The sequence below is a fragment of the Bacillus sp. ISL-7 genome, assembly GCF_018613065.1.
Map to the genome: position 1 here is coordinate 38564 of NZ_JAGGQW010000008.1, position 25417 is coordinate 63980.

Here is a 25417-nt window from a genome sequence, read left to right on the forward strand (position 1 = left end):
ATACTTTGCTATTTAATGCATATGTAGTCGGTCGTTTATTATTTCAAATTCCCCCTTATTAAATTATAATCTGTTTTTTAATATGGATAAAAAACAACAAACTTTGCGAAAATAGCGTATAAAAAAATAAAAAACACAACAGTTCGTTGTGTTCAATTCATCTATCGAAGTCGGTCCAATAAGAAACCGCCTTTAAATCTTCTTGGCTCATATGAAATAATAAACGCACGAGGTTCAAACATTTCCACCGTTGCAATTAGTTCATTTTCTCTATTTCTCTTTGTCAATATTTCCATTCTATAACGTTCACTGTCTCGGCCTTCACCCGTATATAAAGTAACGCCGAAGCCATTCTGTCGTAATGTGTCTATCAAATTACTATTTTTTTCTTGTGTATTAACCGTTACGTTTATAAAACCAATAGCTATTTTTTGTTCCAATTTCGTCCCAAGGATAATTCCTAACCCGAAGCCAACAGCATAAACAACCATTGATACAAAACTTTGATCTCCACCAAATACAAGAGAAAGGCCAAAAACATAAATTAACATTTCTGCAATACCTAATATCGATGCTAACACGGTTATATTTTTAACCAAAAAGATTGTTCGCAGCGTGTATATAGGTACATAAATCAGTTGTAACAGCAAAATCAAAAGAATCTCTTTCACTTTGGCACCTCTATTGTCAAATATTTAAAGTACACTTTATTTTATCTTTTTTAATCTAAATTAAATAGTGTTATTCTTACTTTAAAAGTATAGAAGATATTTAACGTTTCTACTACCAATAATTTCAATAAAAATGATATATTGTCAGATTTTCTCAAACCTTGTAGAATTAAGATTGGATAGATGCGCCTGTAAAAAAAGAGATAAATAGGTTATCTATACCGAAAATATCCTATCTAGGGGGAAATTATGAGAAACAGCAAGGTTACCATCTTTTTATTGTCCTTTTTCTTTCTATTTGCCGTCTTCTTCATTCCAGAAAAAGCTTTCGCAGCAATAGGGGACAGAGCGACACCGTACAGTGCATGGGATTATCACAAGTTCACTTTGCAGGAATTCAAGACCGACACACCTCAAGTGGTGGATTTGCAGCAATTTGATATGTATTTTGGTGAAGAAGCCAACAAAATCATTCAATCTGAAGATGAATCAAACCAAGTTCCGGCAGCAGATGAACAGTGGATATTAATGGGTTTTGATATATCCTATATCTCTGGACCGGATGAACCCTTGGTTGCCGCTGATCTTATTTACAGCGATTATAATTTCTTTACAACGGGCGGGCAGAAAATCACTCCAATTGCAACCGCCTCGTTTACAGACCAATACGCAGGACTGGATGAATTAGATGTTAATTTGAACCGCGGTGAATCGTCCGAAGTATGGTATGGAATTCTTGTTAAAAAGTCAGTCGGCCTCCCGGTGATCAGGATTGGTACGGGCGTGAACCAGGCCACGGGTGCAATCAATTACAAGTGGTTTACAACCGATCCTTCTTACCTTGAGCCTGTCGTTACATCGAAAGCGACAGCGAGCTCCTATAATAGCATAAAGCTAACATGGACTCCTGCAACAGGGGTTGACGGTTATGACATTTACAGATCAACATCGAGTGCCGGGACTTTTACAAAAATTAGCAGCACAACCGATCCTACTGCCTATTACACAAACACAGGCTTAAATACTGGCACAACGTATTACTATAAAATCCAGACTTATTTTACATTTGATAATGGCGAAAAGATTTACGGTGCATTCAGCCCGGTTGTTTCCGCAAAGCCAGTACTAGCGGTCCCAGCTTCTCCGAAGGCAGCATCGGCTTCTTATTCTAGCATCAAAACCAGCTGGACTGCCGTCAGCGGTGCAAGCGGGTATGAAGTATCCCGTGCAACCTCCTCAACGGGGACGTATTCTGTAGTCGGTAATACTACGACCGCAACGAGCCTCACGAACACAGGGCTTTCTACCAACAAAGTATATTATTACAAAATCAGGGCGTACCGAATGGTCGGGACAACCAAAGTTTACGGCGGTTATACTACAGTGGTCTCAGCCAAGCCAATCCCGTCCGTTCCAACTAATTTCAAGGCAGCATCCGCTTCATATTCCAGCATCAAAACAAGCTGGACGGCCGTTAGCGGAGCAAGCGGGTATGAAGTATACCGTGCCACCTCTTCAACGGGTACGTATTCCTTAGTCGGTAAAACCACGACCGCAACGAGCTTCACGAACACAGGGCTTTCTACCAACAAACTATATTATTACAAAATCAAGGCGTACCGAATGGTCGGGACAACCAAAGTTTACAGCGGTTATACCACAGTGGTCTCAGCCAAGCCAATCCCGGCCGTCCCAACTAATTTCAAGGCAGCAAGATACAGTTCAACAAGCATCAAAACAACCTGGAGTGCGGTAACAGGGGCAAGCGGGTATGAGGTGTTTAGGGCGACTTCCAGCACCGGAACATACAGCCTTGTCAAAAATACGACCTCCCTGTATTTCACCAATACTGGATTGACAACCGGAAGAACCTATTATTATAAAGCAAGGTCCTACAAGTTGGTCGGCACTGTAAAAGTGTACAGTGGCTGGACAGCTGTTTCAAGCGCAAGACCATAAAGCAAAAAGCCTGGAATTGGCAGCCAGGCTTTTTTTGCGGTCTAAAAATGCTAGTAAACTACCAGCACGAGTTATAAGTGCAAGTGCTGAAATCTAGCCGCCATTGGCAGCTAGATTTCAAGTAAAGGAAGCTATCCAAAATCCATTCTTTAAGTGGAAGTTCCATTCAATCCTTTTAGTCCCAGGATCCCGTATTTAATTTGCCCATTGTTTCAGAACTTGTTCTTGTGCCATACGATAAACTTCTTCTTCTGTTTGGTCTTTGCTAGCTATTACGTTGGTTTGATAGACTTTACCTTTATGTGTTACATAGATTGTATACTTGTACATTTTGTTCTATCTCCTTTATTTAATTCTAACTTTTTGTTCATTCCACTTCACTTAGTTATTCCTACAAATGTTTTTTGACTTTTTTATATTTTACAAATAAAATGAAATTGATTAAAGCTAAATAATAGGTCAAGATTTGACAAATTCTCAACTTAACAAAAATTAATATACTCACTAGCAACGGTAATGACTGGAAAAGTCAGTAAAATCAACAAACTTTATATGATTCTAATCTCTTATGTAATTTTTTACACTTCTTAAAATGCAGAAAAATGTCGAAATATAAAAACTAAAAAAGGCTGGCTCCTTATACCGATCTTAAATTACCCTTTTGTTTTTTACTTTGAAGTTAATAGCCCCAAAGTAAAAAACCCACCTTAGATAAGATGGATCTTACTTATTTATTAAACTAACTGGCCCAATAGCTCAATAGCAAATAAATTACAACTCGCTATTTCTCCCAAAGCTCGATCAGTCGACCTTCAGGATCTTCAATCCAGATAAACTTTCCAAACTCACTAACCTCTTTTTCCTTAACAAGAGGTACACCAATTTGTTCAAGATGCTTAATAGTCTCGTTTAGATTATGTACTTGAAAATTTAACATCACTTGTTGTTCTGTTGGAAAATAACTGTCATTCTCGGCAAAGAAAGAAAAGATAGTCTCATTTCCTAATTGGGGTTTAATCACAGTCCCATTCCAATTTTCTATTTCAATCTTCAACACTTCACTGTACCATTTTTTTACAACATCAAGATTCTTAGTTCTCCAAAATATTCCACCGAAACCTTTTATCATCGTAACTAACTCCTGTCTTTCTTTAAATTTTTAGTTTTTCGATTACATTAGATATTCGAGATTTAATGTTACGTTCCTTCTTCAACTATACTACATATAACTGCTCCTTTAGTTGAAGAAGAACAGCCTATTTGTTATGAAAAAATGCTGTTCTTCTTATGTTATATAAAACAGATAATCATACAAATTTATTTTACATAATGTTTTTTAAAATCTGGGTGAATAGAAAATTTTTGACGTAAATTCACGAGGTTTTCCCCAAAACTTTCCTCTAAAAGTTCTCTATGTTTCTCCATAATTTCCATGAGATACAAATCATGAATCATGACTTCTGTAATTGGCATTACTAACCCAACATGCCTTGTCCATGCTGCACGGCTATCTTTACCCAGCGAGACAATACCTGCTACTACTTCTGAATCATCTCCACTAATAACAAGCCATCGTCCACCATACTCTTCTGTAATTTCATGACCCATATAATGTAGGTAAACATTACCAAAATCAGTGACGATTTCCCCATAAGCAATAATTGTTACGTTGACCCCTCTTTTTACTGCCTGTCTTAGTTCAGACTCCAATTCTTCGAATTCCTCTTTCCAAACCTCTAAGAGAATTCTTTTTTTTGCAGATAATATACAAACTTTTACCTTATGGAGTATTTCATTGTGTCCCGTTATATTCCAGATATTTTCACGGTCATTTGCAGAACGTTCGAACTCCGCTAGTGATTTTTCTGCCAGTTCAAAATTCTCTTCTGCTTTCCTTCGGCGGTTTTTAATTAGCTCCTTCGCAGGAACAGGAGTATACTGTGGCGTGTTTCCAGGACTAACCAGAATATCTCCTCGTATGGCGAGACTATCTAGAACTTCATATATTCTTGAACGTGGTACACCAGAATTTTTCGCTACTGCATATCCAGTTAATGGCGATTCCTCCAATAAGGTAAGATACGCTTTCGCTTCATATTCGGTAAAATTTAGATTCTTTAATGTTTCGAAAATGGTTTCTTTCATAAACCCTCCAATAGAATATTAGTCGCTACCTTAGTAACTAATATTTTATCAAAATCTGTTGATTATTTCCAAAGGCTTCTGATATACTCGTATTAAGTAGTTACCTCGGTAGTCACTATTAGTAAAGGAAGGGAGAAAAAACATGGATAGCTTACTAACATACATTTCAATTGCTGCAATGATGGTTGTTATACCAGGAGCAGATACTATGCTCCTGGTGAAAAACACGCTCAGCTATGGACCAAAAGCTGGACGTTATACGGTTCTCGGAATGGCAACGGGACTTTCTTTTTGGACGCTTATTGCTATTCTTGGATTATCTGTTGTTATTGCAAAGTCTGTAATTCTTTTCAGTACAATCAAATATTTGGGAGCTGCTTACTTAATTTATTTGGGTATAAAAAGTTTTTTTGCTAAAAGTTTGTTCTCTTTAGAGGAAATTCAAGCACAAGCGAATGCTCCTACCAATTCTTCAAGTCGGCATAATAAAGAGTCCTTTATGCAAGCATTACTTAGTAATGTTCTTAATCCAAAGACTGTTTTGGTTTATATAACTATCATGCCTCAATTTATCGATTTGAACGGAAATGTAAATCAGCAATTGATTGTGTTAGCATCAATCCTTACTTTACTTGCTGTATTGTGGTTTCTAACCCTTGTTTATGTAATTGATTACGCAAAAAAATGGTTGAATAACTCCAAATTCCAGAAAGTATTCCAAAAATCAACTGGCTTAATGTTAGTAGGTTTTGGCGTTAAAACAGGGATTTAAATTTCATTTATTACCACTCCTAATTCAACTTTCTCCGTTCAGACAACTGAACGGTTTTTTGTCCTCATTTGTTTCAAACGTGCAACTCATTGTTCAACTAACCTGCTTCTTTTGTTGAACAGAAAAGAGCCGCCTCAGCGATCTTCTCCTTCAACTCTTGCACCCCTTTAGTAAACTACTCAATACTCAACTATATTCAACAGCAAAAGTGCAAGCATTTACAAATGTAAATGTATTTGCTCAGTGTCTAAAAATAAAAAAAGGGCTTGCTGCAACGCAATCCCATTTTCAACAAAAGCACTCGGTAGTTAACCAACCAATCTAAACTGCCCGTTTTTTAAATGCACCTTCATCGCTTTATCAATACAGACAAGTCACCCTCAAAAACTTTTTCATCTTTATGATTGAAGGTAGATAACAATACAGTAAGGATACCTGTTTCATCTTTAGTTGCTTTCTTATCAATAACTTTAACAGTGATTTGCAATTCGTCTTCAGGAAACACGGGCTTTATAAATTTAATATTATTCATTCGTGTTCCAGCAATAACATCATCACCATAGATACCTTCTTCAACCCAAAGCTTAAAAGAAATGGCTAGTGTATGTATACCAGAGGCAATAATTCCATTAAACCTTCCCTGATTTGCTTTTTCCTCATCCAAATGCATATATTGAGGATCAAATTCACCTGCAAACCTCATAATATCCTCTTTTGTTAATTTTAATGATTTAGTTTGGAACTCCTGTCCAATTGTAAACTCCTCTAACTTCATTCCTACACCTCTATTTTGTCATTCTTGTACTTGTTCATTTTAGCACCACTTAATCGCAAGTGAGAAAAAATCGTCAAAGTCTTATTCAGCTAATCTGCCCCTTTAGCCATCCATGAAGCGCAAAAATCAGCGCTTCACCACAGAGAAGGAAAATTGTTTTAAAAACACCAAAAGGAAAGGAGATTCAAACGTTCTCTACTAAAACTGTATTTCTATTACAGTTGGTTGACTGGATTAAACAACATAATTGTTCCCATGTCGCCATGGAAAGCACGAGTGTTTATTGGAAGCCTATTGTAAATTTACTAGAAGCTGAGGATATCGAGTTTTTAGTTGTGAACGCCCAACAATGAAAAAACAGCTGATATCACAATCGTATCAAATGATTGCCTAATCCTCTCACAGCCACTTACACCAAAGGTGAATTTGCATTATAATTGGACCATCAAGGATGAAGAAAAAAAGGAGGATCTTATGTTCGAAAAATTATATAGACAAAGGGCTGAGCTCGCCAAACTTATTGAACGTCACACAAGTCAGGACGGGACTCTAGCGACTGAAATTCCGTCTTTATTTTTCTCCCGTTACTCTACTGTTACCGGACCAACTTACGGCATTCACAACCCTTCCTTTTGCCATCTGTTCCAAAATAATACTTTTTACCTGAAATGGTCTGACTTCAGCGTAAGTCACATCTTCAAGACGTGGAGAAATCTCTGGTGGGCAAAGTTTTACTTTTGGTGGAACATACATATTTTAATCCCCTCATATGATCAACGAAAAAGAAAACACACCCAGACGACAAGAATTACCTGACTGGGTGCGCTTTGCTATTATTGGTTTTTCTTTGAGACTTATGTAGTGATTTCTGCATCTCGTCCCACTACTGTTCCTTCTATCACTTTATCAGTTTACAGGGAAAATAAGAATAGCACCTACACACAGTGCAATAATACGAATCAGGTACATAGGTACTGAGAACAACCAGAACTGTGGAAGCTTATATTTACCCATGCCTAAAATCATAGCAGGCATACCATCGATTGGCATGTACCCGCCGTTCCATCCAGATACTACAACGGCAACTGCGGCAGCAACAGGATTAAGTCCCAAACTAAGGCTGGTTGCAATAGCGATTGGCGCAAAGATGAATACAGAACCCATATTTGAACCAGTAAAAGTAGCACAGGTACTAGTTAGAAGTGCGAAGATCAAGATAAGAATGAATGGATTGATATTAGTACCCAATGAATGCGCCACAACCTTTCCGATCATAGCTGTAAATCCAGAGTTAGCCAGAGCGTCAGCAACGCCGATAACACCAGCCATCATAAGGATTACAGGTGCACCCATATTATCACGAACTTCTTTGAAATCAAGTACGTTGATGATTAGTAAGAATGCTCCTGCAAGGCCAGGGATGACATAAGAAGCATTGCCCAACACGTTCATAAGCATCATACCAACAACACTGAGGGCAAATAAAGCGATGGTGCAGTATTCTTTCCATGCAGGCATAGCCACAATCTCAGCCGTAGCTGCCACCTCATCCATTACAGAAGCTGCCGAAATTGGATGATCCGGTAGAAGACGATAAGCAACCAAACTCCATACTAAGAAACCAAGAGCCAGGATGAAATTCACTACAGCAAATTTCGTCATAGAAAGCCCGTCGTGATAACCTGCCGTTTCCAGTACGCTGACAGTAACACCATAGAAAAGTGCTACATTGAAAGGAATCAAAGGGTGGTTAGTAGCAAACCCCAAAGGCATCATCAGTTTGGACGTAGGCATTTTTTTATTGTAAGGGATAGTAGATATCAAGGATAATATCAGTACATAGTAACCAGTGGCCCCGGCACCTGGTAAACTGGCACCAAGCATAACTACCACGAGCAAAAGAGCATAGCTCTTATAACCGCCCTTATTTACTAAAGCAAGCATAGAGGCCTGAACCTTACCAATCAAGCTAGTCTTCATTAGTCCTGCCATAACAACCATAAAGCCAGCAATCATGATAACACTTGGGTTCACGAAGCCTGCGAAAGCCTCCTGAACAGTGGACAGACCGGTGACTACTAGCAGAAGGCAAGCCAGGATTGGTGGTGCACCGAAGGCCATCTTGTCCGACATGATCAATCCAATCATCAGGATCAAGATACCAAGGGCAAGAATCATGTGCAATGTCATTTCTTATTTCTCCTCTCTTAATAACCAAGTTAACTGGATATTTTTTTACTTGGGTTTTATCCCAAAGCCTATCAAACTATAATTATGTGTAACTTAATATTTAACTTATTTCTCCAGATGTAGGATTGTAAACCCCTTCATTTTCACGTTTTTCACCATATATATCTTCAACTGAAAAACTATTATATTTTACACATATTCTATTCTTATATGCGTATACTAAATGTAATCGTCCTTGGGCATCTTGATAAATAGTAGGATATTCAAATTGTGAATTATTCGTTTTATTCTCTGCTCCAATAAAACCTTCTGCGTGTTCAATAATTCGACCGATTGGCCAAGTATTTCCGCCATCTTCAGACACTGAAACCACTACCGGGTTTCTTAATCCAGGCCATGCTACTTTACCTTTTTCAGGATTATTGGCAGCGTTTGCATTATAGGCAATAGCAATTGCACCGTTATCGAGTTTGATTGCACTTATACTTGCATTATTATTCGGTAAGGTTGTTGGCTCAGGCACTGTCCAAGAATCTCCATTATCCGTTGACTCACTTCTATAAATATAATCCGCAAATCTACTTCTCATAAATGCCACTAAATGACCATCTTCTAATTCTATAACATTGGCATGTACTCGTCCGTTACTTTCAGGCATGCGTACTTCTTTCCATGTTAGTCCTTCATCATCAGATACTTGGAATACAGTAGGATCGTTTGTAAGGCCAAATTCTGAATCTTCACATACCCACGTGCTAAATATCCATCGACCATTACTTAATACTTGAATCGCTTGTCGAGCAAATGTACCAGTCTGGCTAAATAATACTTCTGGCTCAGTCCAATTTTCACCGTTGTCATATGTTTTCTGATATTTAATAATGGACGTAAACTGCATATTATCTTTACCTGGTTGTCGACCTTCCTGAGAAGTATAGATTAACCATACTGATTTATCAGGTGCTTGGAAAAATGCTGGGTTTTGCTCACTACGCGTATCATCCTGCGAGACAATTTTCGGTTCATTCCACTCTTGAGTTTCATGATTAAATTTTGATAATACAATTGAAATATCGGGACTGCCTTCAAACGAACCTGCAAACCATGCACATAATAAATCTTCATTGTCTAACTTAATAATAGTTGGTGCATGTGCGGTTGAAAAAGGACCAGATGGAATTAAAGAAAAATCAATATTTGTATAATCATCATGATATAATTTACCGTTTGGAATTGACTCGCGAATTACTAATTTATTATTACTCATACTAATCACCTTAATCACCTTATCTTTCTAATTAAATTTCTACCTTAATTTACCGCTTTATTGTATTTCGTCGCTTTATTTATATATTTTAACGCTATGTCCATCGTGAGGCAGACAAATATAGGCCATACCTTTACCGTTGGCGATTTTTGGATTTAATGATATATACTCATCTAAATTTTCTATTAAATCAAATATCACACTATTCACTTCGTTTCTTAATTAGCATTATTTGCTAGCTGTACCGCGTAATCAATTGCATTTTCAAGACTAAGTTCACTCGCAGTCATCCTACCTGCTTGATCGAATGCTGTTCCATGATCAACTGAGGTTCGGATAATTGGTAATCCCAATGTAATATTAACTCCAGAAACCTCTTTCCATTTATTTTGTTCTTTATCAAATACAAACCCTAATAGTTTTAATGGAATATGTCCTTGGTCATGGTACATTACCACAACGATATCATACATTCCACCACGAGCTTTTGAGAAAACTGTATCTGCAGGTAAAGGTCCAAATACATTAATCCCTTCACTTTTAGCTACTTCAATCGCAGGGATGATTTCATCAATTTCCTCCGTACCAAACAATCCATTTTCTCCGCAATGTGGATTTAATCCCGCCACAGCAATCCTTGGATTTTCGATCCCTAAGTTTAGACAAGCATGATGAGCAATGTTTATTACATCTAATACTCTCTCTTTTTTAACTAAATCGCAGGCTTGTCTTAAAGAAACATGCGTTGAAACGTGAACCACTCTTAAATCACCATCAGCTAACATCATAGAAAATTTATTCGTATTTGTAAGCTGTCCATAAATTTCAGTATGACCAGCAAAGTGATGTCCTGCTATGTTTAACGCTTCTTTATTTAATGGATTCGTAACGGTGGCATCTACTTTCCCTTCAAGGGCTAATTCAATGACTTTTTCAACATAGAGATATGCTGCATTTCCGGCCTCTTTAGACACTTCACCAATCTGTAATTCATTTGCATCTACAGAAGCTAAGTCAATTACATCCATTGTTCCCCATTCATACAATCCATCTTCCGGTGTAGTAATGGCATTTACTTTAATATTAAACTCTGGGAATTTCTCTAAATAGCTCTCTACAATACTTTTATCTCCAATAAGTAAGGGGTTACATTTTTCGTACAAGCTTTTCTTTTGAAAAGCTTTGATTGAAATTTCAGGCCCGATACCTGCAGGATCACCCATGGTTATTCCGATAATTTTTTTCATAATGTCCTCCTAACTACTTCATCCCTGCTTCAATATTTTCATTTAATACTGATTTTAATGCTGTAATTCCTTCATCAGACACTTGATTGAATGGTGCACGGCACTTCCCAACCGGATAGCCTAGTAGTTCAACAGCTGTTTTTACCACAGTATTTGGATTCGCAAATTTAAAACAATCTCTAAAACTTCTGATAGAATCTTGAAATTTACGAGCTTCTTCAATATTATCATTTACAAATTGTTCGTATATTTGTGCCATAGTAAATGGATAAACATTAGAACATCCTGCAATTCCGCCTGTTCCCCCAGCAAGTAACGTCCATAATATTAATGAATCATTACCTGATAGCACAGAAAAATCTTCTCTATTTCTTGTTCTTTCAATATATTGAAGAATATTATCAAAGTTTCCACTACTATCTTTGACACCAACAATATTGTCAATGTGACTTAGTTTTTCAACAGTCGCAGGTTGAATCGTATTACCCGTTCTAGCTGGAATATTGTATAAAACAATTGGCATATCAACCGCTTCAGCAACTGTTTTAAAATGATGATAAATCTCTTCTTGAGTTGCTGCTGCAAAATAGGGTGTAATGATTGATAGGTAGTCTACACCAACACGCTTTGCTTCTAGAGACAAGCGAATGGTATCTTGCGTTCCAACTAATCCTGTGGATGCATATACTGGAACCCTCCCCGCTACTGTATCAACTACTGTTTCCATGACTTGCACTTTTTCTTCTTCACTTAAAATGTATCCTTCTCCATTCGTACCAAACGTAAAAATACCATGAACACCATTCTCAATGACTCTATTCACCTGATTTACGAGTTCTTCATAGTTAACTTCTTCATTGTCATACATGGGTGTAACAAGTGGTGTGATAATTCCTTGTAATTTGTTTTGCACACGAATCACTCCTACATAATTTCTAAATAAATTTTACGAGCATCTTCTGGTGTTACTTCTCTCCTATTATTCACAAGTAATCGTTGAACTTCCATTCCGGCCTCGACTAATCCTTCTAGATCTTCCTCCGGCACATTGAAAGCTTTTAAGCTAGTTGGAATTTCAAGTGTTTTCACAATGTTTTCTATTAAATCAATGATATATTTTGACTTTTCATTTACATTTAATTCTTCATTTTTTTCTTTTACCACTCGGTCATAGGCTTTAGCTAAGAGGTCTTTAATAACTGGCTCATTAAACTTCATAACTGGTGTTAGTAGAATTGCGTTAGAAACACCATGAGCAATGTGATATTTTCCACCTAAAGGATATGACAATGCATGAACAGCGGTAGTCCCTGAGGATGTAATCGCTACCCCACCATAGAAAGAACCTAATAACATATTACGCTTCGCTTCAAGTGCATCTGGATTTGTGCAAGCTTCAATAATGTTATTCATAATTAAATCTAATGCCTCTAGTGCAAAGGTATCACTGATTGGGTTAGCTTTTTTTGAAGTAAAACATTCGATAGCATGTGCTAGAGCATCAATACCTGTTGCTGCAGCAATAGGTTTAGGTAAATTTTTTATCATGTTGCTATCTAAAATAACATGGTCAGCAATTAATTCACCATTAACAATACCAACTTTTAAATTTTTTTCAGGTACTCCTACAATACTATTGGGAGTTGCTTCAGATCCTGTACCAGCTGTGGTGGGAATCATTAATGTTGTCACTTGTTTTTTAGCTACTAACGGATCCTCTAGTAAATCTTTTACAGTATAATCATCAGTAGATAACACGGATGCTAATTTAGCGATATCCATAACACTTCCACCACCAACTCCAATGATAAAATCAGAGTTCAATGCTTTAAAATGATCAACAACCTCTTGAGCTTCAATGTAAGATGGCTCTGTTGGTATATCCGATAAGATTTCGTACTCGATATTATTCTTTTCTATAATACTGATGACTTCGTCTAGCAAGCCAACTTTCAGTATGCCTTTATCTGTAAATATCGTAATTTTTGTCACACCGTTTTTGATAATTGTATGGAGGTTTTGCATGGCATCTGAACCTGCAAATACATTTGTTGGCATTTTTAAATTATATTGATTTAACATAATGTGCATCCCCTTTGTCCTTAATCAATGTATTTAATTTAATAAATAAATCTTCATCACCAAATCCGCCAGATTTAGTTATGACATAATGTTTTTCATCCTTAAAATCAATACTTCCAAGAACAATTCCGGGGAATAATTCTTTCAGAGGTTTAATTTCAGTAATCCCCAATACTCTCATTGATTGATATAATGTATCTCCACCTGTAAATAATAACGTTCTTTTAATACCATTTGACATAAGATTCTTTACTAAATATCCGAGTGACTGTCCTATTCTAAATCTTATTTCATTTCCTTGATCAGGTAGTTGATATACTTGATCGGTCGATACATTCCCAAATGTTTCAAACATGAAAGGTTGTTCAATTTTTAAATATTGATGGATATTTTCTTGCCCTTTTACTGTATCCCAATATTGTTTATCCCAAAGTTGCTCCATCGTTAAAGATATTCTTTCATATCCATTCACTTCCGCAAATGTAATTTGCTTTTTTGTTACTGGATTCACACTTCCACTTACAATCAATAATGGAAGTTTAATATCGTTTTGAGTGGTATCCCTTTTTTTATAGATTATATTTGCTAATGCTTTAGCAAACCCCGCACACCCCACCGTTATATTTAATGCATCATTCATTAATAGCTCATTCCCTTGAGATAACATCTCCTCATCAGAGTGACTTTCTATTAACAAAATTCTTTCTTCTTTTGGAGGAATTTCATATTTTTTTGTAATATAAGTTTTTAAATCTGCTTCTTTAAGTAGAAGAGATGGGATATGGTTTTCAGTTACTGGTTCGTACGGATCTTGTCCAAAAACACTTTCACTTACTGGTATTGAATCTATAAGTAATATTCCTTCACAACTAAAGCGATTTTGTTCTGGATACGCCGGAATAAAGGGAATTGATACATCCTCGAAAACATCACTCAAAGCTCTTAACTCAGAAGCAACATTTCCTCTTAATGCTGAATCAACTTTTTTAAATATATATGGAATATTTTCTTCTTTAGCTTTTAAGACGATCTTCTTGATCACTTCATATGAGTCACATTTATTCAAATATCTTGTTTCAGTATTGAAGACAAGTACTTCTAATTGATCTGTAGTTTCACCAAATTCGAACTCTAAATCAGAGGTCACTACAGTTTTCACACCGTAATTAGAGAACTGGACTCCAGTATCAAGTGCTCCAGTAAAATCGTCAGCCATTATAAGTACCCTTATCATTTGTTCACCACCCACTTTATAATTGAATTATAGGTTTATACTCTACCTAAAAAAATATGATAATTATAATTATTGTTACATTTTGAAACTTTTCTATTGAAAACGTTACCACAATTCAAAAATTCGTGTTAAACTGTTTAAATATGAAACACATAAGGGGAATATAAATGGAAAATATAACAAAAATCCTTGGTATAGCACCTTACGAAGAGTTAAGAAAATCAATGGAAAATGTAGGATCTACTTTCTCTAATATTTTGCTAAATACGTATACTGGTGATTTACAAGAAGGAAAAAAGCTAGCCCTGGAGGTGATTCATAACGATTACGATATTGTCATATCAAGAGGAGGTACAGCTGACTTAATTAGGAAGAATATATCTATACCAGTTATAGATGTTTCAATATCTGTTTATGACATTTTAGGAGCGATCAAACTAGCAAATAACTACACTTCTAAATTTGCTATTGTAGGTTATTCAAGTATTACTGAAACGGCACATCTAATTTGTGACATATTAGATTATTCTGTGGAAATATATACGATAGATGATTCAAGTGATAAATTAGGTCTACTAAAATCACTGGGAAGAAAAGGGATTAAATTAGTTCTTTGTGATGCAATAACGAATAAACTAGCACTAGAAATTTCTTTAAATACGATCCTTATTACATCAGGAAGTGAAAGTATTAGACGTACATTCGAACAAGCAATAGAGTTAAATATGCATCTTCAAAAATTAAAATTACAAAATAACTTACTCACAGAAGCTATTGAAAATTTTAAAACTGACTGTTTAATTTTATCCAGTCAGTTTGAATTGATTTATTCAAGTTTAGATACAGAAATTAATAACTCAATCTATAATTATTTGCTTCATAAAAAAGATACTACTGCATTTAATGAATCACATACTTTTTATCATTCAGTAAACAACACTCTTTATAACTTAAAAGTAAATATTTCAAATAAGACAAATGATATTTTTTATATTGTAACCGTCCAAAAATCTGTAACACCTATCATGAATTCTAAATTCGGTGTTACATATGAAGATAAGTCAGAAGTGGAACAAAAATTAAATAATAACTTATATAAAAATCCTATTATCACAGATGATATTAACGATAAAATTAAACAAATTAATTTAAGTAATGCGCCCATTATATTACTAGGAGAAAGTGGTACAGGAAAAGATATCGTCTCTCAAAGTGTCTTCACCAGTCAAAATAATAACAAAAATACAATGGTAACAATTAATTCTAACTTACTAAATGATACAATGTGGAAACACCTTTTAAACACAAGTAACGGCCCCTTCCTTGAGGTTGGTAATACAATCCAGTTTAATCACTTTGATAAAATTTCAAATGAAAACTTCGAAAAGTTAATCACTATTATTGAATCTACTAACTTACACGTAAGTAATCGACTGATATTTATTTGCGAAAAAACATCTGAAGGTATTACATCAGAATTCTATAAAGAATTAATGAATCGAATGAATTCTATAAGTTTTCTTCTACCTACATTAAGAGAAAGAAAAAATGAAATATCGGCTATATTAACGATGTTTTTAAATAAGGTAAATATTGAAAACAATACTGATATTATTGGGTACGAGCCCAATGCTCTGGCTACTCTTTCACAATATAATTGGCCAGGTAATTTCAAACAATTAAAACAAGTTCTAACCGAATTAGTATACTTATCTAAATCGCTTTATATCACTAGTAATAATGTCAATAATATTATGGGCAAACAAAAAGTTGTTGAAAATATTTTTTACTCAGAGGATGAAATGAATATTTCATTTAACAGTAGCAAAACATTACATGAATTTAATTTGGATTTGATCAAGCTAGTACTTGATCAACATAACGGCAACCAAACTTTAACAGCTGAGCAGCTTGGTATCAGTCGAACAACGTTATGGAGATATTTAAATAAATAAAAAAGGCTCTTTGTCAATTGGTTTTGGTGACAAATTCTTATACATTTATAATGACTGGTTTAAGTTATCCAGTTGCTTCTTGTTCAAACAAGAGTAACTGGATATTTTTTTGTTTATTTGATGAATAACGGTAAAAGGCTAAAAAAATTCTCGCTTGATTATTGCAGATGAATTGAGCCACTTATGCGGAGAAGAGAGCCATCTTTTGCGGGGTGGAGAGCCAATATAAAAAGAACAACCTCTTGTATAATAAAGTTGCATGCAAATAAGCATGACACTAATTTACAGGAGGTTTTTTTATGATTAATTGTCGTAAAATTCTGAAACTGTATTTTGAAGGAGTCAGTCAGAAAGCCATTAGTTCTAGCACTGGACATTCTAGGAATACAGTCTCTGATTTCGTCCATCGTGTCAAGAAGCTTGGTATTTAATGGGTAAAATTAGTTAGTTTAGCAGGAAAGCTTTACTAGCAGAACCGCGATGCCATACAAATAAAAAGCCCCGGATCCACGATAGTGAATACAGGGCTATGACAATCTATGATTGATCTAAAGAATACTGCTTCTTGAAGTAATTCTTGTATTCCCCACTAATAATTTGCTCCCACCACCACTTGTTATCCAAATACCATTCAATCGTTTGCGAGATTCCCGTTTCGAATGTGTAAATTGGTTTCCACCCTAGCTTCTCTAACTTCGTAGGGTCAATGGCGTAGCGCTTATCATGACCTAAACGGTCAGGGACAAACTCAATGAACTCTTCCGATTTTCCTAACGTGGTAATAATCGTTTTTACCACTTCTAAATTGGTCCGCTCGTTGTGCCCGCCTATGTTATAGACTTCACCGGTAACACCCTTATGCAAAACTAGGTCTAGTGCTGCACAATGATCATGGACATGCAGCCAATCACGGATATTCTTTCCGTCACCATAAATTGGTACCTTCTGATTATTTACTACGCGAGAAATCGTTAACGGGATCAATTTCTCTGGAAAATGGAAGGGACCATAGTTATTGGAACAGCGTGTAATATTAACTGGCAGTCCAAATGTTTCGTGATAGGCACGAACCAAGAAATCAGAGGAGGCTTTACTTGCACTGTATGGACTATTGGGTTGTAACGGAGTCTCTTCTGTAAAACATGTCGATGAATCCAGCTCTAACTCACCGTATACCTCATCCGTTGATACATGAACAAACTTGGTGACTTCTATTTGTTTGGCGGCATCAAGTAACATTTGCGTCCCTAGCACATTCGTCCGAACAAATATTTCTGGGTCCGTAATTGAGCGATCGACATGGCTTTCTGCGGCAAAATGGACCACATAATCAAACTTTTCTTTTTCAAAAAGCGGTAGAATGGTTTCGCGATCAGCAATATCGGCTTTCATAAAATGATAGTTTTCCTTCATTTCGATCTCACAGTGCTTGGTTAGATCGCCCGCATAGGTTAATCCATCTAAATTATAAATTTCATACTGAGGGTATTTGTTAATCATATATTGAACAAAGTTTCCACCGATGAATCCGGCTCCACCAGTTACAAGAAGCTTTTTCCCTTGCATTACTTCACCTCTTGCTTTAACGCTTTTAAGTACTGCTTTAAGGATTCCTGCCAAGACGGCAATGGAATAAATCCATTGTCCAGCAGCTTTTGCTTAGACAATCGCGAGTTCTTGGGACGGGCGGCCCTTGTCGGATATTCCTCTGTTTTAATCGAATGGACTTTTACTATTTTGCCCGCTTTGTGAAAAATTTCTTCGGCAAATTCAGCCCAGCTACAGAATCCCTCATTCGTGGCATGATAGATTCCATATCGATCCGTTTGAATCATATCAATTAATAAACGCGACAAATCCAAGCTATTCGTAGGCGAACCCACTTGATCTCCCACCACATGTAGTTCATTTTTAGTTTCAGACAATCGCAGCATCGTTTTCACAAAATTATTCCCGTTTAATCCAAAAACCCATGATATCCGGACGATGAACCAATCGGATAAGGTCGTTTGGACAATTTTCTCCGCTTCATATTTGGTCTGCCCGTAATAACCGACGGGGTTGGGCGCGCTCGTTTCGTCAAAAGGTGCATCCCCCCATCCATCAAAAACATAATCTGTACTGATAAACATAAATTTAGCCCTTAGTTCCTTGGCGGCGCAGGCTAAATACTTGGTCCCATCAACATTCAACTTCCAGCAATTTTCCTGATCGTCCTCTGCTTGATCAACCGCCGTATAGGCAGCACAATGGATTATCGCATCCGGGTTGATTTCTTTTACAACCTTGTATACAGAACACTCATCTGTTATGTCCAGATCTTTTGACCCCACGCCAACCATTTCAATACTGCGCCTCGCCCCTTCAAGAACCACATCAAAACCGAGCTGTCCTGTAAAACCCGTCACTAGAATTTTCATCGTTTATTCTCCAAAGTTAAAATTACTTTCTGCATCTGCCAGGAATGGAGCCATTTCATCCTTTGTAGATAGTATCGGAGTCACAACTGGCCATTCAATTCCAATGGTTGGATCGTTCCAGATGATGCCCCTGTCACATTCAGGTGCATACAAGTGGTCTACTTTATATTGAACTTCCACATCATCGGTCAACGTCAAAAATCCATGTGCAAACCCCTTAGGAATCAATAATTGACGTTTATTTTCCGCACTTAACTCGATTCCAAACCACTTCCCATACGTGTGGCTGTCTTTACGAAGATCGACGGCCACATCAAATATCGCCCCTTGGGTACAGCGAACGAGCTTGGTTTGCGCTTTTGGATGTAATTGATAATGCAATCCCCGTAATGTCCCTTTGGCTGCCGAGAATGATTGGTTATCTTGAACAAATTTCACAACGATTCCTGCTTCCTGTAGCCTTCCCTCACTATAGGTCTCCATAAACCAACCGCGATGATCGCCAAAAAGTTTTGGCTCGATAATCATTACCCCTGGCAGGGAAGTCTCAATCACATTCAACCTATCACCTCTTTTAATACTTGATGCTGCCATTGGCTACTTTTAATAAATATTGGCCATAACCTGTCTTGGAGAATCTCTCACCTGATTCAATTAATCTATCAATATCAATCCAGCCATTGATATAGGCGATTTCTTCGGGTGCAGCGATTTTAATTCCTTGATGATCCTCAATTGTTTTTACAAAATTAGTGGCTTCCACTAAACTTTGATGTGTTCCCGTATCCATCCACGTAAAACCCCGCCCAAGCAGCTCAACCTCGAGTTCTCCCATCCGTAAATATCGATCATTTACAGTGGTAATCTCTAACTCACCTCGTGCCGAAGGTCTGACACTTTTGGCAATATCCACAATTCGATTGTCGTAAAAGTACAATCCCGTGATCGCATAATTTGATTTTGGTACCTGCGGTTTTTCTTCGACGCTTAATACTTTTCCATTTTCATTAAATTCCACTACACCAAAACGCTCTGGATGTTGCACATGGTAACCAAAAATGGTTGCCCCACTCTCCTTTTGAGCCGCACGTTGGAGAATTTTTCGCATCCCACTGCCGTAGAAAATATTGTCTCCTAAAATCATCGCGACAGAATCATCGCCAATAAACTCTTCCCCAATTAAAAAAGCCTGGGCTAATCCATCTGGGCTCGCCTGGATTTTATATTCTAGATGTATTCCAAACTGTGATCCATCACCGAGCAGCGCCTCGAAACGCGGGGTATCCTCTGGAGTTGAAATAATCAGAATATCACGAATCCCTGCAAGCATTAAGGTGGAAAGCGGATAATAGACCATCGGCTTATCATAAATGGGTAATAATTGTTTACTGGTGACCATCGTTAACGGATATAAGCGTGTCCCGCTTCCACCTGCTAGAATAATAGCTTTCATCGTAACCTCCATTCCGGGTCGTTAGGGAAGGAATTTTGGTTTGGGCTGCCTATCGGGTTTCATTCCTTTATGTATTATGCTTATTTTGTAGTTCACGAAATATTCCACTGCTGAGTGCGAACAGGCATGCTCGTTGGTTTAAAAAACGCTTGAAAAAGCCCGATTTCTAGGGTGGTTTTGGTGATTGTTTTCGGGTTAGCTGTGAATCTAATAATAATTGACTGGATTGACACAAGAATGCCAATGTTTTCCCATAAATTATGATTGAATAGATGATTCAAAAACTGTAAAATTAATAGAATTGATTTTGCTAATCCATCGGAGGAAATTATGAAAAAGAAGAATAAACGCAAATGGAAGATTGCCGGCTTTAGCCTATTGGGGATTATTTTACTCATTGTTGCAGGCCTTGGATATGAATACTATAAGATACAGCCGAATAATCATTTTACCACGGTGCCTGTAGTTAGTTCAGGAAAAACGGACGATTCCACATCAACAAGTGAATCTGTCGAGGTAAAAGCACCCGTTTTTAACCTGTTATTGATCGGGTCCGATGAACGAAAAGGACAAAATGTGGGTCACTCGGATTCGATGATGTTGGTCCATGTCGATTTAACAAAACATCAATATGATGCGATTAGCATTCCACGTGATACCCGCGTTCATTTAGATGGGTACGGCTATACCAAACTAACAAGTGTTCAATATATTATGCAGGCCACAAAAGGCGCCCAAAAAGGAGTAGAAGCAGCAGTCAATGCAGTCGCTGAATTAACAGGAACTCCGATCAATTACTATGTCGAAACCAATTATGGCGGCTTTCAAGCAATGGTTGATGCCGTCGATGGCATTGAGATGAGCGTACCATTTGATGTGAAATTAACGCATCCTTGGTATGGTGAAAACAAGGATACAGTGATAAGTGCTGGAACCCATTCCTTTGACGGAAAAATGGTAGCTGAGGTTGTACACGAGCGCTATTCCCTCGCAAGTGGCGAATATGGTCGTCAAAAGTTACAAGAAGAAGCACTAAAAGGAATTACGAAGAAGGCCTTAAGTCCAAATAATATCACCAACTTGCCTTCATTAGTGAAATCCATTCCTGACTTTGTGATTGCGACCAATATGTCTACACAAGATATGTTAAGCCTTGGACTAGCTGCGAAAGATTTCGACCCCAACACCCAGCTGGAATACCACCAAATCCCCGGTGAAGGAAAAAGAATGTACGATGATATCTTAAAAGCAAATAACTACCAGCTAGTGATTAATCAGGACAAAATCAAAGATCTAGTAGCTCAGAACTTTTAAATAGAATGGACTGGTAACTCTATTAAGTCGAATGATGATAAAGCATCATTCGGCTTTTTTTCGCTTTGGAGTGGGGAGGTAACCCTTTTAAAAATAGGCTTTGGCAAAGAAGTCAGTCACGTAGAGGGGCTCTACGTTACCCAATACGTTGGAATTTCTTGAGTTCAGTCACGTAGAGGGGCTCTACGTTACCCAATACGTTGGAATTTATTAAGTTCAGTCACGTAGGGGGGTTCTACGTTACCCAAAACCTTGGAATTTCTTGAGTTCAGTCACGTAGAGGGGCTCTACGTTACCCAATACGTTGGAATTTATTAAGTACAGTCACGTAGAGGGGCTCTACGTTACCCAAAACCTTGGAATTTCTTGAGTTCAGTCACGTAGGGGGGTTCTACGTTACCCAAAACCTTGGAATTTCTTGAGTTCAGTCACGTAGGGGGGTTCTACGTTACCCAATACGTTGGAATTTATTAAGTACAGTCACGTAGAGGCTCTACGTGACCCAAAACCTTGGAATTTCTTGAGTTCAGTCACGTAGGGGGGTTCTACGTTACCCAATACGTCCAAAAATTCCGAGTACAGTCACGTAGAGCTACTAGGCGACGAAAATGTGATTGAATCTCTAATCGCCTGACCTAAAAATAAAAAAACAACCCCTAAAAGACGGGATTGTTTTAGAAAACGTTTTCATTTTATTGATGTGTTTCGATTAACTGGTCTCCTCTTTTCGCTGCAACCATTAGACTCATAATCAAAAGCATAGAGAACGATCCAACAAATAGGCCTGCAATAAATATAAACATAGTATTACCTCCTAGAGTGTGTTTTATAATTCGTAGTAAGGTGATCGATCATATTCGGTAACTGGCTAGCATAGTTTTGACAACCTTAGCCCCTCTAGTTTTGCGACACCATCTTTCAATGGGAGTGCCCTTTCGTACGAACTATGTGTTTATTTTCATATTATACCATCGATTACTATGGATTAAATAGCCCTATTAACCTATTTAATATGATAATAAAGTGAAGCAACGACAGTCTTACATCCATTCGCACTTCACCACATTTATTGTCGAAATATTTTTTCAACTTTCGCGCATTTCTACGTTTTTCCCTAACAGTGGTTGGGTATCATAAAGGAAACAATCTGAAAACTTAACACCCCTTAGTTGGGGAAGGCCTATTTGAGATCCCAACTATTGAAAGCGTTATCAATAAAACTCATAAATGTTTATCTATGTCGATCATAGGAGTGGATTTCATGGACAAGCAGGGGAATCTATTAATTGGATTAATTTGGGGTACATCACTAAGTGTTCCGTTATGGATTGCGTTTTTCGGTTGGATCAAAGTAATCACTCATTTTATTTTCTAATAGGCTGAACCGGCAACAGTATCATCTAAAAAAAAAGCGTAAAAATCCTTATCTCATAGGGGTTTTACGCTTTTTTTTGATAAAAATCGATTCACTATCCCATAAATCACAATTCCCACTATCGCTCCCGCACTATCAATGAAAACATCTTTTACCTGAGCCCCTCTGCCCGCTACAAATAACTGGTGGAATTCATCAGAGACTGCAAAAAGGACACAGATCCCAATAACCAACAAAAGGCGTTTAATTCCTTTGATCCGATTAACTCCTAACGCAATCTGCACCCATATAGCAAGAACCAGGTAATTATGGATGAAAATGAAAGTATTCACTTAGCAGCTTTGTTTCCTCATAGGTTGGCTCCTCAAAGTCCACCCAAAAGAATCTGAACCTATCTGATGTTTCATAAACGGCCCCTTATGATGGGACATATCTCTTGCTTCTCCAGCAACTTTTGTCCTTCATACCGCTCCTGATAACAACATAACAACTTTTAAATGAAGCCTTTTTCAACTTCAACTTCATTCAATCCTTTACTACACATATGTTAGGTTGAGTGCAGGTATATATCTATATAATGATTTGTAAAATAATAATTAATTAAATAAAAATAATTAGTTAATTCGAATTTTATAAATTATTAAATAATTTACTTGTAATCTCTTGGAAAAATTGTTACTATAACCTACATGTAAAATTATTTAACAATACTATTGTTGGGACAATAGTACTATTCGAATATCAAGCAGGAGGTTCTCATATGAGCAAAAAATCTATGAAACTATTATTAATTATACTCCCTTTTATTTCTCAGTTAGCTGTTTTACCGTTCGTAAATCGAATTGACCCTGTTGTTTTAGGATTACCCTTCCTTCAATTTTGGCTCTTTTTATGGATCGTATTAACACCGTTATGCACATTTGGGATTTATCAACTTCAGAAATCAGAAGGGGGTCTTGACTAATGCAGGGAAATTTAACAGCTTTGTTAATCACAGTATTCATTGTCTTGACCGTTGTTTTGATTGGATTTATAGCAGGGCGCAATAAATCTTCGCGAAGCTCAGTAGAGGAATGGTCTGTTGGCGGCAGACGCTTTGGCGGATTGCTGGTTTGGTTTTTAGTAGGGGCTGATTTATATACAGCTTATACATTTTTGGGATTGACGAGTACAGCCTATGCAGGGGGAAGTCTTGCATTCTTTGCTATTCCTTACTGTATCTTAGCCTATTTTGTTTCATACTTTTACCTTCCTAAACTATGGAAAGTAGCGAATAAATTTAAACTAACCACACTTGCAGACTATGCGAGAGAGCGGTTTGGCAGTAAACTTCTTTCTTCTATTATTGCAATTGTCGGCGTATTGATGCTTATCCCGTATATCGATTTGCAGTTAGCAGGGATTCAAGATACGCTTCAAGTAGCTGGAACAGGATATATTAATGTGAAGGTAGTCGTGATTACGTCATTCCTTCTTGTGGCACTTTTTACATTCTTTAGCGGTATCAAAGGCCCAACCTATACAGCCATCATTAAAGATGTTCTCGTATGGGCGATTATGTTATTCCTTGTGGTTTCTCTGCCGATTATCCATTTTGGCGGCTGGAGCCCGATGATTGATACACTTGTGAAGGAATCACCACAATTGCTGACGATTCCAACCGACGGCCCCAAAGGCATTCCATGGTTCATGACAGCATCTGTAGTCTCGGCCTTGGCATTATTTATGTGGGCTCATGGAGCAACAGGAGTATTCACAGCGAAAAGTGCGGATGCCATTCGAAAAAATGCGATGTTCTTGCCTTTATATAATATAGTCTTAATTCTGGTCATTTTCCTTGGCTTTGTTGCTTACCATGTGTTACCTGCCGGAAGCAATCCGCGTTTTGCCTTTTTAAATCTAATTCAAGTTTCATACGGCGGGATTGGACAAGGGTTAGCTTATTCAACAATTGCCTTAGCATCCTTAATTCCATGCTCTATTATGGCCATCGGTGCTTCCAACTTATTTGCAAACAACATTTATCGTGATTTAATCAATCCCAACGTAAAAGGGGCTAAATTAACTCTCGTCACTCGTTCAATGGTGTTTGTTGTCATTGGTCTTGCTTTATTATTTGGACTGTTATTCCCTACAGCACTAGTATCTTTGCAGCTTTTAGGTGTTTCAGGAATGGTTCAAATTTTCCCTGCAATTGTTGTCAGCTTATTCTGGAAAAATCAAACGAAACAAGCAACAATTATTGGATTACTTGTGGGATTAGTTACAACATTTACAGTATACGGAACAAACAGCTCACATGGAATTTATGAAGGGTTCTGGGGATTATCAGCAAACTTCTTAACCATTATCATTTTGAATCCTTTTTTCACAGCAAAAGCGAAACATCAAACAAATTCTGTAAAAGAGTATCTGTTTAATTCATCAAAGTCTGTACAATCAAAAAAAAGAAAAGGCGCATAATGGGGCGGTTTTAGGCCCAGAGTGCCTATCAATCAGTTTGGAGAAATGCATAAAAAAAGCCCTGGGAGAGGTTATGAACTGTAACCCATAATATG

Annotated in this window: 24 protein-coding genes, 1 pseudogene and 1 riboswitch; of the genes and pseudogenes, 8 read left to right on the top strand and 17 right to left on the bottom strand. The window is 37.2% G+C overall.

Features of this window, described 5'->3' with window-relative positions:
* Window positions 1–161: 161 nt before the first annotated feature.
* The gene (locus J7E66_RS02545; RefSeq protein ID WP_214997890.1) at window positions 162–671 is read right to left on the bottom strand and encodes a DUF2179 domain-containing protein; all 510 of its coding nucleotides are present in this window, start codon (window positions 669–671) and stop codon (window positions 162–164) included.
* Between the two features lie 249 nt (window positions 672–920).
* Between J7E66_RS02545 and J7E66_RS02550 the strand changes: the two genes are divergently transcribed.
* Window positions 921–2630: a fibronectin type III domain-containing protein gene (locus tag J7E66_RS02550; RefSeq protein WP_214997891.1), complete on the top strand. Its 1710-nt coding sequence runs from the start codon at window positions 921–923 to the stop codon at window positions 2628–2630.
* A 195-nt stretch (window positions 2631–2825) separates the two neighbouring features.
* Here the strand turns inward: J7E66_RS02550 and J7E66_RS02555 are convergent, their stop codons facing one another.
* From J7E66_RS02555 to J7E66_RS02565, 3 genes are all read right to left on the bottom strand, one after another.
* Window positions 2826–2960: a BA3454 family stress response protein gene (locus tag J7E66_RS02555; RefSeq protein ID WP_088089908.1), complete on the bottom strand. Its 135-nt coding sequence runs from the start codon at window positions 2958–2960 to the stop codon at window positions 2826–2828.
* Window positions 2961–3411: 451 nt separating this feature from the next.
* Window positions 3412–3759, bottom strand: a complete 348-nt coding sequence (locus J7E66_RS02560) for a VOC family protein (RefSeq protein WP_214997892.1) — start codon at window positions 3757–3759, stop codon at window positions 3412–3414.
* Between the two features lie 188 nt (window positions 3760–3947).
* Window positions 3948–4775, bottom strand: a complete 828-nt coding sequence (locus J7E66_RS02565) for a TrmB family transcriptional regulator (RefSeq protein ID WP_214997893.1) — start codon at window positions 4773–4775, stop codon at window positions 3948–3950.
* Between the two features lie 142 nt (window positions 4776–4917).
* Here J7E66_RS02565 and J7E66_RS02570 point away from each other — a divergent pair, with 142 nt between their 5' ends.
* The gene (locus tag J7E66_RS02570; protein ID WP_214997894.1) at window positions 4918–5547 is read left to right on the top strand and encodes a homoserine/threonine efflux transporter; all 630 of its coding nucleotides are present in this window, start codon (window positions 4918–4920) and stop codon (window positions 5545–5547) included.
* A 349-nt stretch (window positions 5548–5896) separates the two neighbouring features.
* On the opposite strand, the gene J7E66_RS02575 is transcribed toward J7E66_RS02570, so the two are convergent.
* Entirely contained in the window at window positions 5897–6322 is a 426-nt protein-coding gene (locus J7E66_RS02575; protein WP_214997895.1) for a MaoC family dehydratase, read from the bottom strand.
* 164 nt (window positions 6323–6486) lie between these two features.
* Here J7E66_RS02575 and J7E66_RS02580 point away from each other — a divergent pair.
* Window positions 6487–6669 (top strand): annotated as a pseudogene (locus J7E66_RS02580) (IS110 family transposase); the annotation flags it as partial.
* 223 nt (window positions 6670–6892) lie between these two features.
* Here the strand turns inward: J7E66_RS02580 and J7E66_RS33060 are convergent.
* From J7E66_RS33060 to J7E66_RS02615, 7 genes are all read right to left on the bottom strand, one after another.
* The gene (locus tag J7E66_RS33060; RefSeq protein WP_214997896.1) at window positions 6893–7075 is read right to left on the bottom strand and encodes a hypothetical protein; all 183 of its coding nucleotides are present in this window, start codon (window positions 7073–7075) and stop codon (window positions 6893–6895) included.
* A 153-nt stretch (window positions 7076–7228) separates the two neighbouring features.
* Window positions 7229–8512, bottom strand: a complete 1284-nt coding sequence (locus J7E66_RS02590; protein WP_214997897.1) for an SLC13 family permease — start codon at window positions 8510–8512, stop codon at window positions 7229–7231.
* Window positions 8513–8612: 100 nt separating this feature from the next.
* Window positions 8613–9779: a sialidase family protein gene (locus tag J7E66_RS02595; RefSeq protein WP_214997898.1), complete on the bottom strand. Its 1167-nt coding sequence runs from the start codon at window positions 9777–9779 to the stop codon at window positions 8613–8615.
* 218 nt (window positions 9780–9997) lie between these two features.
* Complete coding sequence (gene pdxA, locus J7E66_RS02600) at window positions 9998–11026, bottom strand: 4-hydroxythreonine-4-phosphate dehydrogenase PdxA (protein ID WP_214997899.1); 1029 nt, start codon at window positions 11024–11026, stop codon at window positions 9998–10000.
* A 13-nt stretch (window positions 11027–11039) separates the two neighbouring features.
* On the bottom strand, window positions 11040–11939 hold the full coding sequence (gene dapA, locus J7E66_RS02605) for a 4-hydroxy-tetrahydrodipicolinate synthase (RefSeq protein ID WP_308162445.1): 900 nt from the start codon (window positions 11937–11939) through the stop codon (window positions 11040–11042).
* An 11-nt stretch (window positions 11940–11950) separates the two neighbouring features.
* The gene (locus tag J7E66_RS02610; protein WP_214997900.1) at window positions 11951–13108 is read right to left on the bottom strand and encodes an iron-containing alcohol dehydrogenase; all 1158 of its coding nucleotides are present in this window, start codon (window positions 13106–13108) and stop codon (window positions 11951–11953) included.
* Window positions 13092–14342, bottom strand: a complete 1251-nt coding sequence (locus tag J7E66_RS02615) for a four-carbon acid sugar kinase family protein (protein WP_214997901.1) — start codon at window positions 14340–14342, stop codon at window positions 13092–13094. The genes J7E66_RS02610 and J7E66_RS02615 overlap by 17 nt, the downstream gene beginning before the upstream one ends.
* A 167-nt stretch (window positions 14343–14509) precedes the next feature.
* Here J7E66_RS02615 and J7E66_RS02620 point away from each other — a divergent pair, with 167 nt between their 5' ends.
* Both J7E66_RS02620 and J7E66_RS32245 read left to right on the top strand, forming a co-directional pair.
* Entirely contained in the window at window positions 14510–16297 is a 1788-nt protein-coding gene (locus J7E66_RS02620) for a sigma-54-dependent transcriptional regulator (RefSeq protein WP_214997902.1), read from the top strand.
* 299 nt (window positions 16298–16596) lie between these two features.
* Complete coding sequence (locus J7E66_RS32245; protein ID WP_285289194.1) at window positions 16597–16728, top strand: hypothetical protein; 132 nt, start codon at window positions 16597–16599, stop codon at window positions 16726–16728.
* 106 nt (window positions 16729–16834) lie between these two features.
* Here J7E66_RS32245 and rfbB read toward each other — a convergent pair whose 3' ends face one another.
* From rfbB to rfbA, 4 genes are read right to left on the bottom strand one after another with little or no spacing between them, the layout of a single operon-like run.
* Window positions 16835–17863 carry a dTDP-glucose 4,6-dehydratase gene (gene rfbB / locus J7E66_RS02625; RefSeq protein ID WP_214997903.1) on the bottom strand — a complete coding sequence of 343 codons (1029 nt, stop codon included), beginning with the start codon at window positions 17861–17863 and terminating at the stop codon, window positions 16835–16837.
* A complete protein-coding gene (gene rfbD / locus J7E66_RS02630; RefSeq protein ID WP_214997904.1) occupies window positions 17863–18717 on the bottom strand; it encodes a dTDP-4-dehydrorhamnose reductase in 855 nt (284 codons plus the stop codon). Before rfbD ends, rfbB begins: the two co-directional genes overlap by 1 nt.
* A gap of 3 nt (window positions 18718–18720) precedes the next feature.
* Window positions 18721–19278 (bottom strand): dTDP-4-dehydrorhamnose 3,5-epimerase, encoded by a 558-nt coding sequence (gene rfbC / locus J7E66_RS02635; protein WP_214997905.1) that lies wholly within the window; start codon window positions 19276–19278, stop codon window positions 18721–18723.
* Window positions 19279–19291: 13 nt separating this feature from the next.
* The gene (rfbA, locus tag J7E66_RS02640; RefSeq protein WP_214997906.1) at window positions 19292–20170 is read right to left on the bottom strand and encodes a glucose-1-phosphate thymidylyltransferase RfbA; all 879 of its coding nucleotides are present in this window, start codon (window positions 20168–20170) and stop codon (window positions 19292–19294) included.
* Between the two features lie 330 nt (window positions 20171–20500).
* Between rfbA and J7E66_RS02645 the strand changes: the two genes are divergently transcribed.
* Window positions 20501–21484 carry an LCP family protein gene (locus tag J7E66_RS02645; protein ID WP_214997907.1) on the top strand — a complete coding sequence of 328 codons (984 nt, stop codon included), beginning with the start codon at window positions 20501–20503 and terminating at the stop codon, window positions 21482–21484.
* Between the two features lie 856 nt (window positions 21485–22340).
* A riboswitch (cyclic di-GMP riboswitch) is annotated at window positions 22341–22426 on the bottom strand.
* Window positions 22427–22912: 486 nt separating this feature from the next.
* Here J7E66_RS02645 and J7E66_RS02650 read toward each other — a convergent pair.
* The gene (locus tag J7E66_RS02650; RefSeq protein ID WP_214997908.1) at window positions 22913–23191 is read right to left on the bottom strand and encodes a VanZ family protein; all 279 of its coding nucleotides are present in this window, start codon (window positions 23189–23191) and stop codon (window positions 22913–22915) included.
* A 428-nt stretch (window positions 23192–23619) separates the two neighbouring features.
* On the opposite strand from J7E66_RS02650, the gene J7E66_RS02655 reads away from it, so the two are divergent.
* Both J7E66_RS02655 and J7E66_RS02660 read left to right on the top strand, forming a co-directional pair.
* Window positions 23620–23823 (top strand): DUF3311 domain-containing protein, encoded by a 204-nt coding sequence (locus tag J7E66_RS02655; protein ID WP_214997909.1) that lies wholly within the window; start codon window positions 23620–23622, stop codon window positions 23821–23823.
* Entirely contained in the window at window positions 23823–25322 is a 1500-nt protein-coding gene (locus J7E66_RS02660) for a sodium:solute symporter family protein (RefSeq protein WP_214997910.1), read from the top strand. Before J7E66_RS02655 ends, J7E66_RS02660 begins: the two co-directional genes overlap by 1 nt.
* Window positions 25323–25417 lie beyond the last annotated feature (95 nt).

What these genes read in the sequence shown, in the direction of transcription:
- J7E66_RS02575 (WP_214997895.1), bottom strand. Translation starts at nt 6,322, where the DNA reads ATGAAGTTAGAGGAGTTTACAATTGGACAGGAGTTCCAAACTAAATCA.
- J7E66_RS02560 (WP_214997892.1), bottom strand. Translation starts at nt 3,759, where the DNA reads ATGATAAAAGGTTTCGGTGGAATATTTTGGAGAACTAAGAATCTTGAT.
- J7E66_RS02620 (WP_214997902.1), top strand. Translation starts at nt 14,510, where the DNA reads ATGGAAAATATAACAAAAATCCTTGGTATAGCACCTTACGAAGAGTTA.
- J7E66_RS32245 (WP_285289194.1), top strand. Translation starts at nt 16,597, where the DNA reads ATGATTAATTGTCGTAAAATTCTGAAACTGTATTTTGAAGGAGTCAGT.
- J7E66_RS02590 (WP_214997897.1), bottom strand. Translation starts at nt 8,512, where the DNA reads ATGACATTGCACATGATTCTTGCCCTTGGTATCTTGATCCTGATGATT.
- J7E66_RS02595 (WP_214997898.1), bottom strand. Translation starts at nt 9,779, where the DNA reads ATGAGTAATAATAAATTAGTAATTCGCGAGTCAATTCCAAACGGTAAA.
- J7E66_RS02660 (WP_214997910.1), top strand. Translation starts at nt 23,823, where the DNA reads ATGCAGGGAAATTTAACAGCTTTGTTAATCACAGTATTCATTGTCTTG.
- rfbA (WP_214997906.1), bottom strand. Translation starts at nt 20,170, where the DNA reads ATGAAAGCTATTATTCTAGCAGGTGGAAGCGGGACACGCTTATATCCG.
- J7E66_RS02645 (WP_214997907.1), top strand. Translation starts at nt 20,501, where the DNA reads ATGAAAAAGAAGAATAAACGCAAATGGAAGATTGCCGGCTTTAGCCTA.
- rfbB (WP_214997903.1), bottom strand. Translation starts at nt 17,863, where the DNA reads ATGCAAGGGAAAAAGCTTCTTGTAACTGGTGGAGCCGGATTCATCGGT.
- J7E66_RS02565 (WP_214997893.1), bottom strand. Translation starts at nt 4,775, where the DNA reads ATGAAAGAAACCATTTTCGAAACATTAAAGAATCTAAATTTTACCGAA.
- pdxA (WP_214997899.1), bottom strand. Translation starts at nt 11,026, where the DNA reads ATGAAAAAAATTATCGGAATAACCATGGGTGATCCTGCAGGTATCGGG.
- J7E66_RS02655 (WP_214997909.1), top strand. Translation starts at nt 23,620, where the DNA reads ATGAGCAAAAAATCTATGAAACTATTATTAATTATACTCCCTTTTATT.
- J7E66_RS02570 (WP_214997894.1), top strand. Translation starts at nt 4,918, where the DNA reads ATGGATAGCTTACTAACATACATTTCAATTGCTGCAATGATGGTTGTT.
- J7E66_RS02555 (WP_088089908.1), bottom strand. Translation starts at nt 2,960, where the DNA reads ATGTACAAGTATACAATCTATGTAACACATAAAGGTAAAGTCTATCAA.
- J7E66_RS02610 (WP_214997900.1), bottom strand. Translation starts at nt 13,108, where the DNA reads ATGTTAAATCAATATAATTTAAAAATGCCAACAAATGTATTTGCAGGT.
- rfbD (WP_214997904.1), bottom strand. Translation starts at nt 18,717, where the DNA reads ATGAAAATTCTAGTGACGGGTTTTACAGGACAGCTCGGTTTTGATGTG.
- J7E66_RS33060 (WP_214997896.1), bottom strand. Translation starts at nt 7,075, where the DNA reads ATGTATGTTCCACCAAAAGTAAAACTTTGCCCACCAGAGATTTCTCCA.
- J7E66_RS02550 (WP_214997891.1), top strand. Translation starts at nt 921, where the DNA reads ATGAGAAACAGCAAGGTTACCATCTTTTTATTGTCCTTTTTCTTTCTA.
- J7E66_RS02615 (WP_214997901.1), bottom strand. Translation starts at nt 14,342, where the DNA reads ATGATAAGGGTACTTATAATGGCTGACGATTTTACTGGAGCACTTGAT.